This is a genomic window from Micromonospora sp. (assembly GCF_048594385.1).
In the GTDB taxonomy this organism is placed as follows: Bacteria; Actinomycetota; Actinomycetes; order Mycobacteriales; family Micromonosporaceae; genus Micromonospora; species Micromonospora wenchangensis.
This window is the reverse complement of record NZ_JBMDWU010000439.1, coordinates 1-18,742: the sequence shown is the minus strand read 5'-3', so window position 1 is coordinate 18,742 and position 18,742 is coordinate 1. Positions and strand designations below refer to the sequence as shown.

Annotated in this window: 16 protein-coding genes; 2 read left to right on the top strand and 14 right to left on the bottom strand. The window is 73.9% G+C overall.

All coding sequences use genetic code 11. The annotated features are described in order from the left end of the window. Window positions 1-51: 51 nt before the first annotated feature. From mctP to ACOJTC_RS24085, 7 genes are all read right to left on the bottom strand, one after another. Window positions 52-1,707, bottom strand: a complete 1,656-nt coding sequence (mctP, locus tag ACOJTC_RS24115; RefSeq protein ID WP_377683286.1) for a monocarboxylate uptake permease MctP — start codon at window positions 1,705-1,707, stop codon at window positions 52-54. A 58-nt stretch (window positions 1,708-1,765) separates the two neighbouring features. Next, window positions 1,766-2,008 (bottom strand): DUF3311 domain-containing protein, encoded by a 243-nt coding sequence (locus tag ACOJTC_RS24110; RefSeq protein WP_377683288.1) that lies wholly within the window; start codon window positions 2,006-2,008, stop codon window positions 1,766-1,768. Window positions 2,009-2,207: 199 nt separating this feature from the next. Then, window positions 2,208-3,419, bottom strand: coding sequence for a bifunctional RNase H/acid phosphatase (locus ACOJTC_RS24105; protein WP_204926429.1), 1,212 nt, complete (start codon window positions 3,417-3,419; stop codon window positions 2,208-2,210). Between the two features lie 4 nt (window positions 3,420-3,423). Beyond that, on the bottom strand, window positions 3,424-4,161 hold the full coding sequence (locus ACOJTC_RS24100) for a zinc ribbon domain-containing protein (RefSeq protein ID WP_420118595.1): 738 nt from the start codon (window positions 4,159-4,161) through the stop codon (window positions 3,424-3,426). Further along, window positions 4,158-4,988 (bottom strand): Nif3-like dinuclear metal center hexameric protein, encoded by an 831-nt coding sequence (locus ACOJTC_RS24095; RefSeq protein ID WP_204926499.1) that lies wholly within the window; start codon window positions 4,986-4,988, stop codon window positions 4,158-4,160. Before ACOJTC_RS24095 ends, ACOJTC_RS24100 begins: the two co-directional genes overlap by 4 nt. A 90-nt stretch (window positions 4,989-5,078) precedes the next feature. Continuing rightward, a complete protein-coding gene (locus tag ACOJTC_RS24090) occupies window positions 5,079-5,660 on the bottom strand; it encodes a flavoprotein (RefSeq protein ID WP_088644828.1) in 582 nt (193 codons plus the stop codon). A 16-nt stretch (window positions 5,661-5,676) separates the two neighbouring features. After that, on the bottom strand, window positions 5,677-6,903 hold the full coding sequence (locus ACOJTC_RS24085; RefSeq protein ID WP_204926427.1) for a helix-turn-helix domain-containing protein: 1,227 nt from the start codon (window positions 6,901-6,903) through the stop codon (window positions 5,677-5,679). A 250-nt stretch (window positions 6,904-7,153) separates the two neighbouring features. On the opposite strand from ACOJTC_RS24085, the gene ACOJTC_RS24080 reads away from it, so the two are divergent. After that, a complete protein-coding gene (locus ACOJTC_RS24080; protein WP_357935456.1) occupies window positions 7,154-7,825 on the top strand; it encodes a bifunctional DNA primase/polymerase in 672 nt (223 codons plus the stop codon). Between the two features lie 361 nt (window positions 7,826-8,186). On the opposite strand, the gene ACOJTC_RS24075 is transcribed toward ACOJTC_RS24080, so the two are convergent. The 5 genes from ACOJTC_RS24075 to ACOJTC_RS24055 are packed head-to-tail and all read right to left on the bottom strand — an operon-like array spanning window position 8,187 to window position 14,368. After that, window positions 8,187-8,909 carry an FAD:protein FMN transferase gene (locus ACOJTC_RS24075; protein WP_420118596.1) on the bottom strand — a complete coding sequence of 241 codons (723 nt, stop codon included), beginning with the start codon at window positions 8,907-8,909 and terminating at the stop codon, window positions 8,187-8,189. Window positions 8,910-8,957: 48 nt separating this feature from the next. Next, a complete protein-coding gene (locus ACOJTC_RS24070) occupies window positions 8,958-9,548 on the bottom strand; it encodes an FMN-binding protein (protein WP_357935453.1) in 591 nt (196 codons plus the stop codon). 13 nt (window positions 9,549-9,561) lie between these two features. After that, window positions 9,562-10,983: a ferric reductase-like transmembrane domain-containing protein gene (locus ACOJTC_RS24065; RefSeq protein ID WP_420118594.1), complete on the bottom strand. Its 1,422-nt coding sequence runs from the start codon at window positions 10,981-10,983 to the stop codon at window positions 9,562-9,564. Then, complete coding sequence (locus ACOJTC_RS24060) at window positions 10,980-12,371, bottom strand: DUF1501 domain-containing protein (protein WP_420118593.1); 1,392 nt, start codon at window positions 12,369-12,371, stop codon at window positions 10,980-10,982. Before ACOJTC_RS24060 ends, ACOJTC_RS24065 begins: the two co-directional genes overlap by 4 nt. A 20-nt stretch (window positions 12,372-12,391) precedes the next feature. Then, window positions 12,392-14,368, bottom strand: a complete 1,977-nt coding sequence (locus tag ACOJTC_RS24055; protein ID WP_420118592.1) for a DUF1800 domain-containing protein — start codon at window positions 14,366-14,368, stop codon at window positions 12,392-12,394. A gap of 492 nt (window positions 14,369-14,860) precedes the next feature. Between ACOJTC_RS24055 and ACOJTC_RS24050 the strand changes: the two genes are divergently transcribed. Continuing rightward, window positions 14,861-15,118 (top strand): DUF3040 domain-containing protein, encoded by a 258-nt coding sequence (locus ACOJTC_RS24050; protein WP_088644833.1) that lies wholly within the window; start codon window positions 14,861-14,863, stop codon window positions 15,116-15,118. 104 nt (window positions 15,119-15,222) lie between these two features. On the opposite strand, the gene ACOJTC_RS24045 is transcribed toward ACOJTC_RS24050, so the two are convergent. Next, window positions 15,223-16,254, bottom strand: a complete 1,032-nt coding sequence (locus ACOJTC_RS24045; protein WP_420118591.1) for a hypothetical protein — start codon at window positions 16,252-16,254, stop codon at window positions 15,223-15,225. Then, window positions 16,251-18,742, bottom strand: a 2,492-nt coding sequence (locus ACOJTC_RS24040) for a DEAD/DEAH box helicase (RefSeq protein WP_420118590.1), incomplete at its 5' end; no start/stop codon positions are given. The genes ACOJTC_RS24040 and ACOJTC_RS24045, both read right to left, overlap by 4 nt.

Sequence of the window (18,742 nt, the reverse complement as noted above, 5' to 3'; positions counted from 1 at the left end):
GGGGTGGGAGGGGCGGGCGGGGGCGCAGCGGGGAGGGTGGGGGCGGCGGGGTCAGGCGACCGGTTCGCGGGCCGAGTCGGCGTCGCGGTCGGGGCCGGGGGTGACGCGGGGGTCGCCCTCGTCGGCGAAGTAGTCGTCGGGGGTGGTGCCGTCCACGCCCTCGGCCACCTTCGCCGCCCGCAGCACCAGCGTGACCAGCGCCGCCACCACCAGGTTCACCAGCACGGCGACGATGCCCACGTAGATCGTCTTCTTGGTGTCGAAGCCGAAGTCGGACAGCGGGAACGCCGACCCGCCGAAGTGCGCGCGCTTCGACGCCGGGTTGGGGATCTGGTAGAGCATCCACATGCCCAGCCCCATGCCGGCCGCCCAGCCGGCGATCAGCGCGCCCCGGTGGAACCAGCGGGTGTAGAGGCCCAGCGCCACCGCCGGCAGCGTCTGGAGGATGATCACACCGCCGATGAGCTGGAGGTCGATGGAGAACTGCGGGTCGAGGAAGACGATGCAGGCCACCGCGCCGACCTTCACCACCAGCGAGGTGATCTTCGAGACGTTCGCCTCCTGCGCCGGGCTGGCGTCCCGCTTCAGGTACTCCTTGTAGATGTTGCGGGTGAACAGGTTCGCCGCCGCGATCGACATGATCGCCGCCGGCACCAGCGCGCCGATGCCGATCGCCGCGTACGCCACCCCGGCGAACCAGTCCGGGAACTGCTGGTCGAACAGCACCGGCACCACCGTGTTGCTGTCGACGGTGCCCTCCTTCGCCCCCGGCAGCGGCTTCACCCCGGCCGCGATCGCCATGAAGCCGAGCAGCGCGATCAGGCCGAGCAGCAGGCTGTACGCCGGCAACGCCGACATGTTCCGCTTGATCACGTCCCGGTTCCGGCTGGCCAGCACACCGGTGATGCTGTGCGGGTAGAGGAACAGCGCCAGCGCCGAACCGAACGCCAGGGTGACGTACTGGAGCTGGTTGTTGGCGTTGAGCAGGATGCCGTCGTTCGGGTTCGGCGAGGCCGCGAACTTCGCGTCCGCCGCGTCGAAGATCGAACCCCAACCCCCCAGCTTGTACGGCAGGTAGATCACCGCCACCAGGATCACGATGTAGATCAGGCTGTCCTTGACGAACGCGATGAGCGCCGGGGCGCGCAACCCGGACTGGTAGGTGTAGGCGGCCAGGATCGCGAAGGCGATGATGATCGGCAGGTGCCGCGCCACCGCGCTGTCCCCGGTGACCCCCATCGTCTTGAGCACCGCCTCGATGCCCACCAGCTGCAACGCGATGTACGGCATGGTCGCCACGATGCCGGTGATCGCGATCAGCAGCGCCAGCACCGGCGAGTCGAACCGGCGGCGGACGAAGTCGGCCGGGGTGACGAACCCGTGCCGGTGCGACACCGACCAGAGCCGGCAGAGCACCAGGAACACCAGCGGATAGATGACGATCGTGTAGGGCACGGCGAAGAACCCGGCCGCGCCCGCCCCGAACATCAGCGCCGGCACCGCCACGAACGTGTACGCCGTGTAGAGGTCACCGCCGACCAGGAACCAGGTGATCCAGCCGCCGAAGCTGCGCCCGCCCAGCCCCCACTCGTCGAGGTGCGCCATGTCCTTCGGCGCCCGCCACCGGGCCGCCACGAAACCCATCGCGCTGACCAGCAGAAAGAGCGCCGAGAATACGATGATCTCGGTCAGATGATCACGCCACATCAGCAGACCACCTTCGTTCGCGACTGCGGGGCTCGCAAAACCGGCTCACTCCTCGCGCTCACCGGGTTCCCCGCTTCTTGGTCATCTGGTAGACCAGCGTGGTGGTGGCCACCCCGAGCAGGATCCAGACCAGTTGCAGCCAGTAGAAGCGCGGGAAGCCGAAGATCCGGGGCGAGTCCGCGTTGAACAGCGCCGGGATCAGCGGCACCACGATCGGTACGAAGAGCAACCAGTTCCAGGGGCTGTGGTCCTTCGCCCTGGACGACGCCGTACCCGGCGTCTCCGGTTCGCCAGCGGTCATCTGACCTACCTCCGGTAGTCGTTCCGGCCAGTAACGGCCGGACGCTACGACCCGGTGCGGCCGGTCACGATCAATTGGCGCTTGACGATGCGCCGAACGGCGTGCCGGCTGCGCCGAACGGCATGACGAGGGGCGTGACGCATCGACCGACGACGAACCGGCCCGGGATTCCCGGGCCGGTTCGGGGGACGATCCGGAATCAGCGGACCGGGAGGTGGGCGGTGTCGTTGACGGAACGGACCGCGACGCCCCCGTCGGGCCACATGTCGAGCACCGAGATACCGGCCGCGTCCAGGTAGAGCCGGTGCAGGAGGGCGTCGCCGGCCGCGAGGGCGTCGCGCAGGGCCAGCTTGATCGGCGAGACGTGCGAGACGACCACCACGGTCTCCCCGGGGTACGCCTCCCGCAGCGCCACCATCGCCCGGTCGACCCGCTGCCCGACCTCGGTGAACGACTCACCACCCGGCGGGGCGACCCGGGTCGAGGCGAGCCAGGCGTCCAGTTCGCCGGGCCACCGGTCGCGGACCTCGGCGAAGGTGTGCCCGTCCCAGTCGCCGAAGTCGCACTCGATCCAGTCGTCCTGCGGGCGTACCGGCAGACCGCCGAGCGCGGTCGCGATCGCCTCGGCGGTGGCCGTACACCGGGACAGCGGGGAGCTGAGCACGGCCGCGACGGACGGGGCCAGCGCGGCCACCCGGGTGGCGGTGGCCCGTGCCTGGGCCTGGCCGGACTCGGACAGCGGCACGTCGGCGCGGCCGGCGTAGCGGTGCTGCACGGTCCACTCGGTCTCCCCGTGCCGGACCAGGATCAGCCGGGTGGCGGTGAAACTCGGCCTCGGTTCCCAGGACGCCTTGGCGGTCGCCGGGTCGGTGCCGGTGGACCGGGTGGCGGCACGGGCGGCGACCTCGCGGGCCTGCGCCCGGCCGGGCGAGTCGGCACCGGCCACCTCCCGGGGCGGCTCACCGCCGGCCGAACCCGCCGCCGACCGGGAGGGCCTACCGGCGGCGGTGTCCATCGCGGCGTTGGCGAGGGCGTCGGCGTGCCGGTTGCGGTCCCGGGGGATCCAACTGAACCGGACCGACTCGAAGCGGTCGACCAGCGCGGCGGCCCGGGCGGCGAGCGGACGCAGGCCGGGGTGCTTGATCTGCCACCGGCCGCACATCTGCTCGACCACCAGCTTCGAGTCCATCCGGGCGTCGACCTCGGCCGCGCCCAGCTCGGCGGCGGCCTCCAGCCCGGCGATGAGACCCCGGTACTCGGCGACGTTGTTGGTGGCCGTCCCGATCGACTCGGCCCGTTCGGCCAGCACCTCACCGGTGGCCGGGTCCCGGACGACGGCACCGTAACCGGCCGGCCCGGGGTTGCCCCGGGACCCGCCGTCGGCCTCGATGACGACCGCGCGCACCGCCACCGGGCTACAGCCCCGACTCGTTGGTACGCACCATGATCCGGCGGCAGTCCTCGCAGCGGACCACCTCGTCCGGGTCCGAGCGGCGGATCCGGGCCAGGTCGGCGCCGGACAGCTCCAACCGGCAGCCGCCGCAGCGCCCCGCGGTGAGCAGCGCCGCACCGAGGCCGGTGTCCTCGCGGATCTTGTCGTAGAGGGTGACCAGGTCGGCGGGGAGGTCGGCGGCGAGCGGCTTGCGGGCGCCCTGCTTGAACTCCTCCTCCTTGGCGATCGCGGCCAGGTTCTCGTCGCGGCGCTGCTCGACGGCGGCCCGCCGGTCCCGGGCCTCGGTGAGACGGGCCTCGATCCCGTCGAGGGTGGCCTGCGCCGTCTCCCGCTGCTCCATCAGCTCCAGCTCGGCGTCCTCCAGGTCACCCTGGCGGCGGTTGAGCGAGACCAGCTCGTGCTGGAGCGCCTCCAGTTCCCGGGCCGGTCCGCTGCCGCTGGCCAGCCGGGCCTCGTCCTTGCTCTTGCGGGCCCGCACCTGGTCGATGTCCTTCTCCAGGCGGGCGATGTCCCGGTCCAGGTCGTCCACGGCGACCTGGGCGCGGACCCGCTCGTCCTCCAGGGCGGACAGCTCCCGGGCCAGGCCCTCCAGCTCGGCCCGCTCGGGCAGCGACCGGCGGCGGTGGGCGAGCTGGGCGAGGGTGGTGTCGATCGCCTGGAGGTCGAGCAGGCGGCGCTGGACCTGGGGTTCAGCCTTCACGGTCGGGGCTCCTTGTCGTCCGTCGTGGGTGCGGCGGCGTGCACGGTCCACGGGTCGGTGTCCAGGTCGGACACCACGGTCTCGACGCCGAAGCCGGCCCGCAGGTGGGCGGCCACGTCGTCCAGCCAGGGTCGTTCGGTCGCCCAGTGTGCGGCGTCCAGCAGGGCGGGCCCACCGGCGGCGAGGTGCTCACCGGCGGGATGGTGCCGCAGGTCGGAGGTGAGGAACGCGTCCGCACCGGCGGCGGTCGCCGCGGCCAGGAAGCCGTCGCCGGAGCCGCCGCTGACCGCGAGGGTACGCACGATACGCGCGGGATCGCCCCCGGCGCGAACCCCCCAGACCGTGGCCGGTAGGACGGCGGCGGCGCGTTCGGTCAACGCGGCGAGCGTCAGCGGGGCGGGCAGCTCACCGACCCGGCCGATGCCCCGGCCACCGCCGGCCGACGCCGAACCCGGCGCGGAGGGTTGCAGCGGGCGCAGGCCGGTCAACCCGAACCGGGCGGCCAGCGCGTCGGAGACGCCCGGCGCGGCGATGTCGGCGTTGGTGTGCGCGACGTACAGGGCCACCCCGGCGCGGATCAGGTCGTGCACGATCCGCCCCTTCCAGGTGGTCGGGGCGACCGAGGAGACGCCGCGCAGCAGCAGCGGGTGGTGCGCGACGATCAGGTCGGCACCGGCGGCGAGCGCCTCGGCGACCGTCTCGGGGACGACGTCCACCGTGCCGTAGACGCGGCGGACCGGGTCGGTGGGCTCGCCGAGCACCAGACCGACCCGGTCCCACTCCTCGGCCCAGGCGGGCGGGTAACGCCGATCCAGCTCGGCAACCACATCGGCGACGGACGGCGGGGACGCGGTTGTGCTCACGGCCGGTCAGCTTACCGGCGCACGGTGGCGGTCACGCCCACGCCCGTCGACGGGTCAGGCGGCCGAGGTGGCCCGGGAGCGGCCGGGCAGGGCCGCCACCGCCGCCTCCCAGGGGAAGGCGTGCAGGTGCCGTTCCCCCGTACCGGGTGGGTGCAGCGGGTAGACGTCGTCGCCGAAGAGCACCGTGGCACCCCATTCGCCCAGCCGTCGCAGGCCGGTCTGGAACGCCGGGTGCGCGGCCATCGCCACGTTGGTGAACGGCACCACCACCACCGGCACACCCCGGCCCTGCCCCTCGACGAGCAGGCCCAGCGCCAGCGTGTCGGTGATCCCGGCCGCCCACTTGTTGACCGTGTTGACGGTGGCCGGGCAGACCAGCATCGCGTCGGCGGCGGGCAGCAGGTCCGGGTCGCCCGGGTTCTTGTAGTGGGTACGCACCGGGTGCCCGGTCTGCCGGGCCAGCGCGGCCCGGTCGACGAACTTCGCCCCGTCGGGGGTGGTGACGACGCAGACCTCCCAGCCGTCGTCCTGGGCCAGGCCGACGAGCCGATCGAGGTGACGGGCCAGCGGCGAACCGCAGGCGATGACGTAGAGCACTCCGCGGTGCTCACTGCTCTGGTGGGGGCTGCCGCTCATCCGGCCGCCGCCGTGTTCATACTCCGACTCCCATCTGCTCAGCCAACTCCGCAATCGGCGCGGGCAACGCACCCCGTGTGCGACGCAGCACGTCGGTCATCACTTCGTGGGCGATGGGTCGGCAGCGGATCTCGGACGGGGCGAGCCGGTCGCCGCGCAGCAGCATCTCCCCCGCCATCGCGACGTCACCGAGCTGGGTGTAGCCCCGGGCCAGGTCGAGCAGGTGGTGGGCCCGCCGCTCGGGCAGCAGCCCGTTGAAGCTCGGCTCGGGGATGCGCTGGTGGATCTCCACCGCCCGCCCGCCGTCGCCCAGCTCCACGGCGGCGGCGGCCCGGTGCAGTTCCAGGTTGGTCGGGCCGAACGAGGTCCAGTAGTGGTTCTGGTCGCTGCCGAGCATCAGCGCCGCCTCGTTCGCCCCGTACAGCAGATCCTCGACGGCGTCGGAGTCGCCGAACCGGGCGGCGGCCATCGCCCCCTGCAACAGCAGCATGCCGTAGACGGAGAGCCGGTCCGGCGTGCTGTCGTTCATGCCGCCGGGGGCGAGCTGGTTGGCGATGCTGAGGTTCAGCTCCAGGGCGGGTCGGGCCCGACCCATCGCCACCAGCGCGTTGCAGACCCGGGCCGTGGCGACACCGGCCAGGAGCTGGTCGTCGGCGCGCTGGGCGACCGCCATCGACCGGTCGGCGGCCAGCCAGGCCAGCTCGCACTCGCCCAGCTTGCGCAGCACCGAGGAGGCGATCTGGTAGACCTGCCCGAGCAGGTGGGCGGCCTCCCGCCCCGACTCGCCGCCGTAGCCGGCGTCGGCGGCCTGGGCGTCGCGCAGCAGTTTCGGCAGCGCCCGGGTGAGCATCGCGTAGCGGCCGTACTGGTAGGTGAGCCAGGCGTGGGTGACGGCCTTGCGCAGGTCGGCCAGGGGCGGCGGGTACGACACCCCGTCGAAGTACGCGGTCATCGAGGAGTACTGCTCCAGGGCGGCCCGGATCTCCTGCACCTCGAACTGGTCGATGCAGCTCAACGCGTCGGTACGCCGTTCCGGGTCCTTGCCGAGCAGCAGTTGCACGTCGATCCGCAGGATCACGGCGATCTCGTACAGCACCGAGAACTTGTCCAGCCGGCGGACCCCGCGTTCGACCTTGTCGACCCAGCTCTTGGACTTGCCGAGTCGGTCGGCGAAGACCTGCTGGGACATCTTTCGTCGCCCGCGCCAGTAGGCCACCCGTCGCCCGATCGGAAGCTCGTCCATCTTCTCCTGTTCCTCCCCCTGCCGGGTCGTCCGGCCGGGCTCCGGCCGACCACACCGGGCGCCTTCGATCCGTCCGCCCAGGTTGCCGCTGGTCGCACAGCGTGTACGTCACACGTACAGCCAGTTCTCATACCTTCGTGCAAGTTGCACGAGTCGTTCGTCAGGTGTCAACGAGCCCGGATCACGACAGTGACGGCGCTCGACGTGAGGGGTGGCGGTGACCGGTCGAGGCCAGAGGAGAGCACGGGACATGTGGGGGAACGTCGGGCCACGGGTCGCCCAGCTGGCCCCGATCGAACGGGTCCGGCTGCGCCGGATAGCCGTGCGGTACGCGGTGCACGGCTGGGAGGTGACCCCCGGCGCCTGCCTGGCGCGCAGCCGGTTCGTGTGCGGCCGGGCCGGTTGTCCCACCGTCGGCTGCCATCCCGCGCTGGAGAACTGGGAGCGGGGGGCGAGCACCGACCCGGCCCGGGTGGCCACCTGGTGGCGCAGCCGCCCGCACGGGGTACTGCTGCCCACCGGCCGCGCCTTCGACGTGCTGGAGGTCTCGGCGCACCTGGGCCGGCGACTGCTCGACGCCGTACCCGGGCACCCCGCCGGTCCGGGCGTCCGGGGCCCGGTGGTGGTGACCCCGACCGGACGCTGGATGTTCCTGGTCCGCCCCGGCGACCCGCTGCGCCCCGAGCTGGAACACTGCTTCCACGTCGTCCGGCACGGCACCGGCTCGTGGATTCCGGCACCCCCCACCCGGTTGCCCGAGGGCCCGGTGCGCTGGGCGGTCGCCCCGGAGCAGGCCCGCTGGCGGCTGCCCGACTCGTACCTGTTGCAGAACACCCTGATCGAGACGTTGCGGGCCGACGGGGTGACGCTGACCCCGGAGCTGCTGCCCGGCCAGCTCCCGCTGCCCCGACGCGGCCACTGACCCGCCGGCCACTGACCCGCCGGCCACCGACCCGCCGGTCGCCGACCGACCGGCAGCGGCGGGGCGGGACGTGGCCGGGTCGGGTTCCCGCCAGCGTCCCCGCCGACGCCGGACTCGTTGCACACCACGACGGCGCGCACGCGCCACCGGAGCGGGGGTACGACATGGCCAGGGACGAGATGCGGCACACCGGCGGCACCGAACCGCCGTACCGGCGACGGCCCCGCCGCTGGTCGGACACCCGACCGGCCGGCTCCCGCCCGGGTCGCCCCCGGCCGACCGGCTCCCGCCCGGCCGGCACCCACCGTCCGACCCGGTGAACTCCCCCACCGGCAGGTGACCCCGCCACCACGTCGACGCCTCAGTCGGCCAGCGGCAGGGCGGTGGAACGCAGCAGCCGACCGTCGTCGGTGACCACCGCGTGCAGGTGGCCGGGGAGCCGGTCGAGCCAGCCGACGCCGGCCACGCCCATCGCCACCGCCGCCGTGGCGTACGCGTCGGCGACACCGAGGTCCGGGCCGACCACGGTGACCGAACGCAACCCCCGGGCCGGTACGCCCCGGCGCGGGTCGAGCACGTGGTGCCCCCGTTCGTAGACGCCCGAGGTGGCGACGGCCAGGTCGGTGCCGGTGAGCACCAGGCAGGTGGCGTCCGCGTCCCACGGGTGCCGCACGCCGATCCGCCACGGCCGCCCCGACGACGAGTGCCCGCGTACCCGGACGTCGCCGCCGGCGTTGAGGCAGTGGTCGACCGCCCCGGCGGCCACCAGCCGGTCCGAGGCGACCTGGGCGGCCCAGCCCTTCACGTAGCCGGAGGGGTCCAGCCGGCCGGTGGCGTACGCGTCGAAGAAGCCGTTGGTGTCGCCCCACAGGTCGGCGCAGCGGGCCAGCACCGCGCGCAGGTCCGCCGACGCCCCGGACAGCGGCAGCTCCCCCCGGTCGACGCGGCGCACCTCGCTGTCCTCGCGGTAGGTGGTGAACCGGGCGTCGACCTCACGCAGCCAGCGGAACGTGTCGTCGGCCAACTCCCGCAGGCTGGCGGCGGGCAGGTCGGTGGCGAGGTCCAGGCTGATCGCCGTACCCATGACCTGCTCGACCCGGCGCAGGCCGGGCCGGGTCGACGCCGCGCCCACCTAGCGGGCCTGGTCGAGGGCGGCCTGCAACGACCGCCGGTAGCCGTCGCTGGTGGCGGTCGCCTGGGAGACCGTGTCCAGGTTCGCGCCCTGCTGACGCACCACGTCGCCGCTGGTGCCGCTGTAGGCGGCATCGACCCGGTCGCTGCGCAGGTCGGACTGGCCGCCCTGGGGCAGTTCCAGCGCCACCGCGTCGACGATCCGTGTGCCGGCGACGGTGATCCGCACCTGCACGTTGCCGAACTCGGTGGAGACCACCGGGCCGGTGACCGTACGGGTGGTGGGCTTCGGCGCGGTGGTCCGGCCGGCGGCCGGGGTGCGGCGGGTGCCGGCGTCCCCACCGGGGGTGGTGCGCCGTGCGGCCGGGGTGCGGCCGGCGGTGGGGTCGGGCCGGCCGGTCGGCCGGGGTGTCGCGGTGGTCCGCTGCGGCGTCGCGCCGGGGGTGGCGGGTCCGGTACGGTCCGGCGTGCCGACCGGTACGCCGGCCGGCAGGTCCACGGCCACCTGGCGGTCCTGCGGTGCGCCCTTGAGCACCACCAGGGCGGTGGTGCCGGCGGCCAGCCCGGTGATCGCGAGCAACGCGCGACGCATGTCAGGTGCCCTCCTACAGCTCGAACGGGGCGAGGTGGATCTGCCGGCGGGGCACGCCGGCCTGCCGGAGCACCCGCACCGAGGAGTCGACCAGCCCCTGCGGGCCGCACAGGTAGACGTCGCGGCGGGTCAGGTCGGGCACCAGCCGGCGCAAGCCGTCCGGGCTCATCACCTGGCGGGGGCCGGCGTCGTCGCGGGAGCCGATGACGTACCAGACGGAGGTCTGCCGGGCCTGGGCCAGCCAGTCCAGCTCGTGCTGCAACAGCACGTCGGCCGGGGTGCGGGCCCGGTAGATCAGGGCCGCTCCGGCGGGCAGTTCCTCGAGCATCGCCCGCAGCGGGCCGATGCCGCTGCCACCGGCGATCAGCAGGGCCCGCTCCCGGGTGCGGTGCGCGGCGGTGAACGTGCCGGACGGCCCCTCCACCCAGACCCGGGTGCCCGGGTCGAGGTCACGCAGGTCCCGGGTGTGCCCGCCGACCACCTTCACGGTCAGCCGCAGCCAGCGGCCGTTCGCGGCGGCGGACAGCGAGAACGGGTGCGACTGCCACCAGCAGCCCCGGGCCAGGAACCGCCAGCGCAGGTACTGCCCGCCGAGCGGGTCGAGCTGGTGCAGCCGGCGGCCGGTCAGGTAGATCGAGACGGTGTCCGGGCTCTCGGCCACCACGTCGGCCACCCGCAGCCGGTGCCGCAGGTTGAGCAGCAGCGGCGCGACCAGCCGACCCCACACCAGGGCGGCGGCGACCAGCAGGTAGCCGGCGGTCCAGCCGGTGCGCACCGGGCCGGGCGGGAAGAGCTGCGCGCCGTTGCTGAACTGGTGGCCGAAGCCGAGCAGCAGCGCCAGGTAGCTGGTCAGGTGCAGGTGGTACCAGAGTTCGTAGGGCAGCGCCCGGCGGACCGCCCGGATGCCGGTGCCGCCGACGAGCACCAGGATGCCGGCCGCGGCGAAGGCGGACACCATGTCGTCGAAGTCGCGCAGCAGCAGCCCCACCTGTGCGGTGACCGGGTTGCCCCGGGTGCGCGCGTAACCGACCACCAGCAGCGACAGGTGCGCCAGCACCGCCACCAGCAGGGTCGCGCCGAGGTCCCGGTGCACCCGGGACAGCCGCTCGCCGCCGACCCCGCGTTCCAGCACGCCGAGGCGGCTCATCATCAGCACCTGCACCAGCAGCAGGTAGCCGGCGACCAGGCCGGTGACCCGGCCGGCGGCGGTGAGCACGTCGGCGGTGCCGGTCAGCGAACCGGCCGGGGTGTCGAGCCACCACGGCAGCACCGCGGCCACCAGGCCGACCCAGAACAGCCCGGACAGCACCCGTCGGCCGGCGGACCCACGCCGGGGCCGGGCCGGCGGCGGGGGTACGGACGCAGCCGGCCGGCCGCCGTAACGGGACGGGTCCCGGGTACGACGACCGGCGGCGGGCAGGTCCTGATAGGTCACGCGTAGAGCTTCATCGGGGTGTACTTCCGACGCGGGAAGATCTTGTCGACCTGGGCGGTGGTCAACCCGAACCGGCCCTGCGCCACCGCGCCGTAGACGTCGAACATGTTGTTGTACTCGGGGACGTCCCCCGAGTCCAGATCGCTCAGCCCGTCCCAGCGGCCCAGCAGCGAACCGGCGAGCTTACGCCCGGACAGGATGGTGACCACCCCGCCGTGGCCGTGGTCGGTGCCGCCGCCGTTGGAGGCGACCCGACGGCCGAACTCGCTGGACACCATGACGGTGACGTCGGCGGCCCGATCGCCCAGGTCGGTGAAGAAGGCCGCCATCGCCTTCGCCAGCTCGCCGAGCCGGCGGTGCAGCTGGCCGCCGGAGCGGGTGCCCTGGTTCTCGTGGGTGTCGTAGCCGCCCATCCCGACCGTGGCGACCCGGACGTTCGCCCCGCCCTTGATGAGCTGGGCGAGCTGCCCGAAGGCGTACCCGACGCCCTCGTACGTCACGCCCTCGGCCGGCTGATAGGGCTTGGCGGCGAGCTGCTGGGCGGTGGACAGCGCGCCCATCCCCTCGATCACCGCCTCCTCGACCGGGTGGTTGATCCCGGTGAACAGGCCCCGGATCGCCTTCTCGGTGGCCGCCCGGTAGCGGTCGTCGCCGTTGAGCCGCAGCGAGCCGACGCTGTTGAGCGACAGCGCGCCGTTGGTGCCGACCAGCGAACGGGGCAGGGTGCTGCCGATGCCGACGCTGCGGAACGCGGTGCCCTTGCCGAGGGAGTCGACGAGGCTGTCCAGCCAGCCCCGGCCACCGGTCTCGCTGGGCAGGCCACCGAGGTTGCAGGCGTCGGCGGCCTGGAAGTGGCTGCGGGACAGCCGCTCGTCGGAGACCGCCGGGACGAAACCGAGCTGACCCGCCTTGAGCCACTTCTCCAGCGGGGCGAAGGCGCTGGTCAGCGCGAAGCCCCGGCCCAGGGCCAGCGAGTCGCCGCCGAGCAGCAGGTCGGGGCGGGCCTTGGCGAGCACCGGGTCGTCGGCCGGGGCGACCAGGCTCAGCCCGTCCAGTCCGCCGTAGAGGAAGACGTGGATCAGGGTGCCGGTCCTCGTCGCCGCGAACGACGCGGAGGTGGTGACGAACTGGGCGGTGGCCAGCGCGGTGGCGGTGGCGGCGGCACCGGCGACGAACGTCCGCCGGGTCACCCCGCGCCCGTCCTGCTGCGCCTCCTCCAGGTCCTCCAGCCGGCGGTACCGGTCGGCCTCGGCGGCGTTCTCGGCGGCGACCAGGTCGGCCTCGGCGCGCAGCAGCGCCTGCGCCGGGTCGTCGGCGAGCCGGCGCAGGTCGGGGCACTCGGGGTGCAGGGGGAACGCGGGCACGGTCTTCTCCATCGGGTGCGTCACCGGCTTCTCCATCGTCTGCCTCACCGCAGGTGGTGCTGGGGGGACGCGAGGATCGCCCGCGCGACGGCGGCGATCGCCCCGTTGAACGTGGCGTCGACCCGGGCGGTGGCGGACACCCCGGCCACCCCGAGGATCAGGTTCCGCTCCCGCGTCGACAGCTTCTGGTGCACCAGCCGCAGGGCCAACGCGTCCACGTACGCCCCGGCGGTGGTCGGCGGCTTGGCCACCAGTTTCTCCGGCCGGGTGTAGGTGAACTGGGTGCGGTTGCCGGCGATCAGGTCGGCGGCCTCGTTCCAGCCGTTGACCATCGTGCCGGCCGACGTCCAGGCGACGTAGACGTCCGGGTAGCCGTCGGGGGTGGGCTGGCCCATCGGGTACTGGCCCAGCTCGCGCAGCTTGTCGTGGATCTGGCGCAGCCCCTGGGCGAACGCGGTGCGTTTGCTGTCGCCCTGCCGGAAGCCCGGCCCCGCCTGCGGCGCGACGCCCAGCGTCCGGTAGGTGGCGACCAGGTACTCCATCGGCCGGCGCACCTTCTGCCCGACCGCCGCCCAGAACTCCGAGGAGCTGAACAGCGACATCAGCAGCGGCTTCACCGAGCCCTTGTTGACGATGTAGATCTGGGTGAGCCGGTCCACCAGGGACTTCGGCGGGGTGTCCGAGACGAACCGGGTGGCCAGGCTGCGGGCCACGTACCGGGCGGTCGACGGGTGCAGCGCGAGGTACGTGATGTACGCGTCGATGACCTGGTCGGCCTTCTTCGGGTCGGTCGAGTCGTTGGGGTGGCTGAAGTCGAGGATCTTCACCTTGCCCCGGTAGTGCCGGTCGTGGCGGAAGACGTACCTCCCGTCGTCGACGCCCCGGCCGGTCTGGAGCAGGGCGGCCTGCCGGACGTCCTTCTCGGTGTAGCCGCCGTCGACCCCGACCGAGTACAGCTCCAGGTTCTCCCGGGCCAGGTTCTCGTTGACCGCGTCGGCCCGGGAGTCGTTCTGGTTGAGGTAGAGCAGCAGCGCCGGGTGCCTGTTCGCCGCCACCAGCATGTCCGGGTAGCTGCCCATGGCGTGCTTGCGGACCACGTCCCGGTCGAACGAGTTCCGGTACGCCTCACCGCCGTCGAAGTCCGCCGCGACGTGCAGGAAGTCGTTCCAGAAGTCGACCATCACCTCGTAGAGCTGCCGCTGCGACCAGATCTGCCGGGCCAGCGTGCCGTCGACCATCTCCTTCTCCGGCTGCGCGCCCCGCTCGTTGAGCTGCTCCCGCTGGTCGCGTACCTGCTGGCTGGTCAGCTTGAGGGTGGGCAGCTCGGCGAGCTTCAGCTCGGCGGCGCTCGGCGCGATCTTCTCCGGGTCGAGCTGCTGACGCACCCAGGCGTCGATGCCCATCCGCCTGATGTCGGCGAGCACCGCCGGGGTGGCCCCGAAGGTGGCCCGGCTGGCCAGGTGCCGGACGGGGTCCTTGGCCAGCACCGTCTTCACCGTCACCGGGGTCCGCGCCGCCGCGTCGGCCGGGCCGGAGAAGGTACGCCCGCCGCTGGGCGAGTTCTTCTTCAGCGCCGCACCGGCCCGGGAGCCCATGTAGCTCTCGTTCTGCTCGGTGTAGGTGCGTACGGTGCTGGGCTGCTGGCCGCTGGGGCGGGCCGGCGTGCCGTCGGTGGCGGTCGCGCCGGTGGCGTCCCCGGCGGCGTCGTCGCCGAACAGGCCACGCACCTGGGGGCTCATCGCCAGCGCCGCGCCGCCGGCCACCACGGCGGCGGTGCCGCCCAGCGCGACCAGGGCGCGCCGCCGGCCGACCCGGTCGCGGTCGTCGCCGTCGTCGTCCAGGTGGGGCAGTCCGGTGCCGGCCGGCTGGTGGAACGCCTGCCGACCCAACCCCTCGGGCCCCACCCACTGTGGGCCCCGGGACACCGGCGGCGGCCCGTACGGCGCGGCCGGAACCTCGTACGTCGGGGTGTGCCCGCCGGGGGTGTGCGGTCGATGCGGTGGCACATTCTGGTCGGCCATGTACCGGTCCCGTTTTCTTTCGATGCGCCGTACCGCTGCGACCGGGGGCGGAGGGTGCGGCGGCGGCTGCCGGAGGAGTTGCCACGGGAAGGTAGTCAAGCGCTGAGCTGCCGACAAGGCAGGTCACGGCCGTCGGCGGGGGCACTTAAGGTGCCGCTGTGCGGCGTCGCCGGGCGGGTGGTTCCGCCCCGGCCGGGCCGCACCGTCCCCAGCAGGGACGACGTGTCCGGCCGCGCCCCGGCCGTAACGTTTTGGCGGTACGTGTCCCGGCGCGCGGCGTTCACCGGCACAGCGAAACTTAAGCCCCCGGTAAGCCGACGCTGAGGTGCTCCGCGCCCGCCCGGCCCGGTTTGGGCGGCCCGTCCCCGGCTGTTCCCGGCTCCGCCCCGCCGGCGGCGCCCGGGGGCGAAAGTAGCAGCAGGAGCAGGGCGTGACCGGCCGCCGCAGCGGGTAAGCCGCCGAACCGCTGAAGCCTGAGGGGAAGGCACCGCCATGCTCAGCAAAGAGGATCAGCGCAGGTTCGAACAGATCACCCGGCAGCTCCGGGAGAGCGACCCGAAGTTCTTCGCGCGACTCGACCATCGGATCCGGGCCCGACGCGGGCGCTGGCTGATGCTGCTGACGGTCATCCTGTGGGCGTCGCTGCCCGCGATGACCGTCCTGGCCGGACGGACGGCCGGCGCGGCGTGCGTCGTCGTCCTGGCGGCCAACACCGGCCTGATGTGGCACTTCCGGCACCGTTGGCGCTGAACCGCACGGCCATGATCGACACCAGGGGCGCGATGGTGCGGCATCGCAGCGACGGGACACCCCGACATCGCCCCACTGGTGTCGATCATGACCCGCGTGCCGGGTCAGCCCGGGTCGAACGCCCGGTAGGCCCGGCGCAGGCGTTCCAGCAGGCCGGGCCCGCCGATCGCCGCCGCGGGTGAGCCGAGCTGCCGCAGCAGCAGCTCCGGGCCGGTGGCCAGGACGCTCGGCCGGTCAGGCAGCGGCACCGGCGCCACCCAGAACCGGTCCACCGCCCCGGTGAGCGGCACGTCGGGCAGGTCGGCGAGCGCCCGGCCCGCCCCCGCCGCAGCGGCCTGCGCACCGTCCACGACCGACGGTACGCGGGCCGGTGCCCGGTCGGACGGGCCGGCAAGCGGCCCGGCACCGGAGGATGCCCGGTCGGGTGGGCCGGTGACGTGCCCGCCGGCGGAGGGTGGGCCGGTGACCTGCCCGGCGGCGGAGAACCCCGGCGTGCCGTCGGTGTCGTGCGCCGACCCGACCGCGTCGGCGCGCAGGACGCGCAACCGGCCCAGCAACGCGTCGCGGCTGCGACCCCGCCAGTGCAGTAACTGGAACGGGTCGGCGTCGAACGCCTCGGCGAGCAGGTAGAACGTCGCCGCGAGATGCTTGCACGGCACCGCGACGTCAGGGCAGCCGCAGCGCTGGGTCAGCTCCCCCACCGACCGGGGGAACAGGGGCGCGCCCGCGGCGGCGAACAGCTCCTCCAGCTCGGCGGGCAGGTCACCGGCGAGCAGCCGGGCGCTGAAGAACGCCTGCCCGGCCAGCTCCCGTTCGACCCGGCCCCAGAGCGCGTCCGGGAACGGGGGCAGGGCGATGGTCACCGGGTAGGGCCGGGGCCGGGACCCCTGCACGCTCGCCTCGACCCGCCCGGGTGACACGTCGAGCCGGAGCACCTGACCCCGGCGCGCGTACGCCCGGCCCCGGGTGAGCCGGGTGCCCAGCGCGAACGACTCCAGCACCTCCAGGAAGCGCCGGGACCACCAGGAGACCCCGATCGCACCCCGGGTGCTGCGCGCCCTCAGCCCGCCGTCGACCCGGCGCGGCGGCCCGAACCCGGCGAACGGGCCCTCCGCCCCGGCACCCCCGGGGCTCACTCGACCACCGCCCCGGCGTCCAGGGAGAACAGCTCCCGCAGTTGCCCGGTGGACAGCTCGGTCACCCACTGCTCGCCGCTGCCCACCACGGACGCGGCCAGCCCCCGCTTGTCGGCGATCATCGCGGCCACCTTCTCCTCGACGGTGCCGGCGCAGACGAACTTGCGGACCTGCACCCGCCGCCGCTGGCCGATCCGGAACGCCCGGTCGGTGGCCTGGTCCTCCACCGCCGGGTTCCACCACCTGTCGACGTGCACCACGTGGTTGGCGGCGGTCAGGGTCAACCCGGTGCCGCCGGCCTTGAGGGAGAGCACGAACAGCGCCGGACCGTCCGGGGACTGGAACCGGGTGACCATGTCGTCCCGGTCGGCCTTGCCGACCCCGCCGTGCAGGTAGAGCACCTCCCGGCCGAAGCGCGCCGACAGGTGCCCGCGCAGCAGCGCGCCGAACTCTGCGTACTGGGTGAACAGCAGGGCCTTCTCGCCGGCCGCGAGCACCTCGTCGACGATCTCCTCCAGCCGTTGCAGCTTGCCGGAGCGGCCGGCCAGCGGCGAGGAGTCGTGCAGCAGTTGGGCGGGATGGTTGCAGACCTGCTTGAGCCGGGTCATCGTGGCCAGCACCAGGCCCCGGCGCTCCATCCCGTCGCTCGCCTCGATCCTCGCCAGCATCTCGTCCACGATCGCCCGGTAGAGCGACGCCTGCTCGGCGGTGAGGTTGCAGACCACCTCCATCTCCAGCTTCTCCGGCAGGTCGCTGATGATCGAGGAGTCGGTCTTGAGTCGCCGCAGCACGAACGGGCCGGTGACCCGGCGCAGCCGGGCCGCCGCCTCGGCGTCGCCGTGCCGTTCGATCGGCACCGCGTACGACTGCCGGAAGCTGCTGGCCGGGCCGAGCAGGCCGGGATTGGCGAACTGCATGATCGACCAGAGGTCGGCCAGCCGGTTCTCCACCGGCGTGCCGGTGACGGCGATCCGGTGCCGGGCGGGCAACGCCCGGACCGCCTCGGCCTGCCGGGTGGCCGCGTTCTTGATCGCCTGGGCCTCGTCGACCACCACCCGGTGCCAGCCGACCGACGCCAGCGCGACCGCGTCCCGCGCGGCCACCGCGTAGGTGGTGAGCACCAGGTCGGCGGCGTGCACGGCCTGGTCGAACGTGTCGTCCCGGGCCCGGTCCGCGCCGTGGTGCACGTGTACCCGCAGGCCGGGGGTGAACCGGGCCGCCTCCCGCTGCCAGTTGCCGACCAGCGACATCGGACAGACCAGCAGGGTCGGCCCGGCGTCCGGCGGGTCCCCGGCGAGCAGGGCCAGCAACTGCACGGTCTTGCCCAACCCCATGTCGTCGGCGAGCACCCCGCCGAGCCCGAGCGACTGGAGGAACACCAGCCAGGCCAGGCCACGTCGCTGGTAGGGCCGCAGGGTGCCCTTGAAGGCCGGCGGCGGGTCCAGCGGGACGAGCCGCCGTTCGGCCTGCCCGGCCAGCAGGTCACCGAGCGGGCCGTCGGCGGTCACCGCAAGCACCGGCAGGGCGTCGGGCGTCTCCGCCCCGGCCAACCCCATCCGCAGCAGGTCGGCGACGGTCAGCTCGCCGGAGTTGCGCAGCAGCCGCAGGCCGGCGGCCAGCCGTTTCGGGTCCAGCTCCACCCACCGGCCGCGCAGCCGCACCAGTGGGGTCTTCAACGCGGCCAGGGCGGCCAACTCGTCGGCGTCGACCGTCTCGTCGCCGAGCGCCACCTCCCAGCGGTAGTCGACGAGCGCGTCCAGCCCGAGCGCCCCGGTCGCGGCGACCGTGCCCGGGGCGGTGCGGCTGCGGGCCTGCAACCGGGCGCCGAGTCGCGCCGCCGGCCGCCGCCACCAGGACGGCAGCAGCACCCCGAACCCGGCGGCGTGCAGCACCGGCGCACCCTCGCGCAGGAACCGGTGCGCCCCCTCGACGTCCAGCTCCAGCAGCTCCGGGGCGGGAGTGCGCAGCGCGCCGTCCAGCTCCGGCCAGAGCCGCCCGGCCCGGCCCAGCTCGGCCAGCAGGGTCTCCTGCGGGTCGCCGCAGCGGCCGGCGAGTGCCGGTAGCCGCTCCGGGTGCCGCCAGACGTCACCGGCGGCGACGTGCAGGCCCGGCTCGTCGGCGGCCTGGAGACCGAACTCGATGCGCCACCGGCCGCCCTGCCCGACGACCGTCGACGGGTCGGCCGGCACCACGGTCAGGGCGTCGACGATCTCGTCGTCGGCCGGCTCCACCAGCCGGAAACTCGCCCGGACCGGGCCGCCGACGGCATCGCGCTGCCAGGCGTGCAGCTCGGCGCGGAGGGTGGCCAACCCGTCCGGTTCGGCGGTGAACCGCCGCTGCGGGCCGGTCAGCGCCGCCAGCCACCCGGCGGTCACCCCGTCGCGTCGACCGCCCCGGAGCAGGTCGACGCCGGTCAGCGCCCGGCGGGCGGCGGCATCGGTGAGCAGGTCCAGCACGTCGGCGACCAGCCGGCCGACCCCGTCGACGC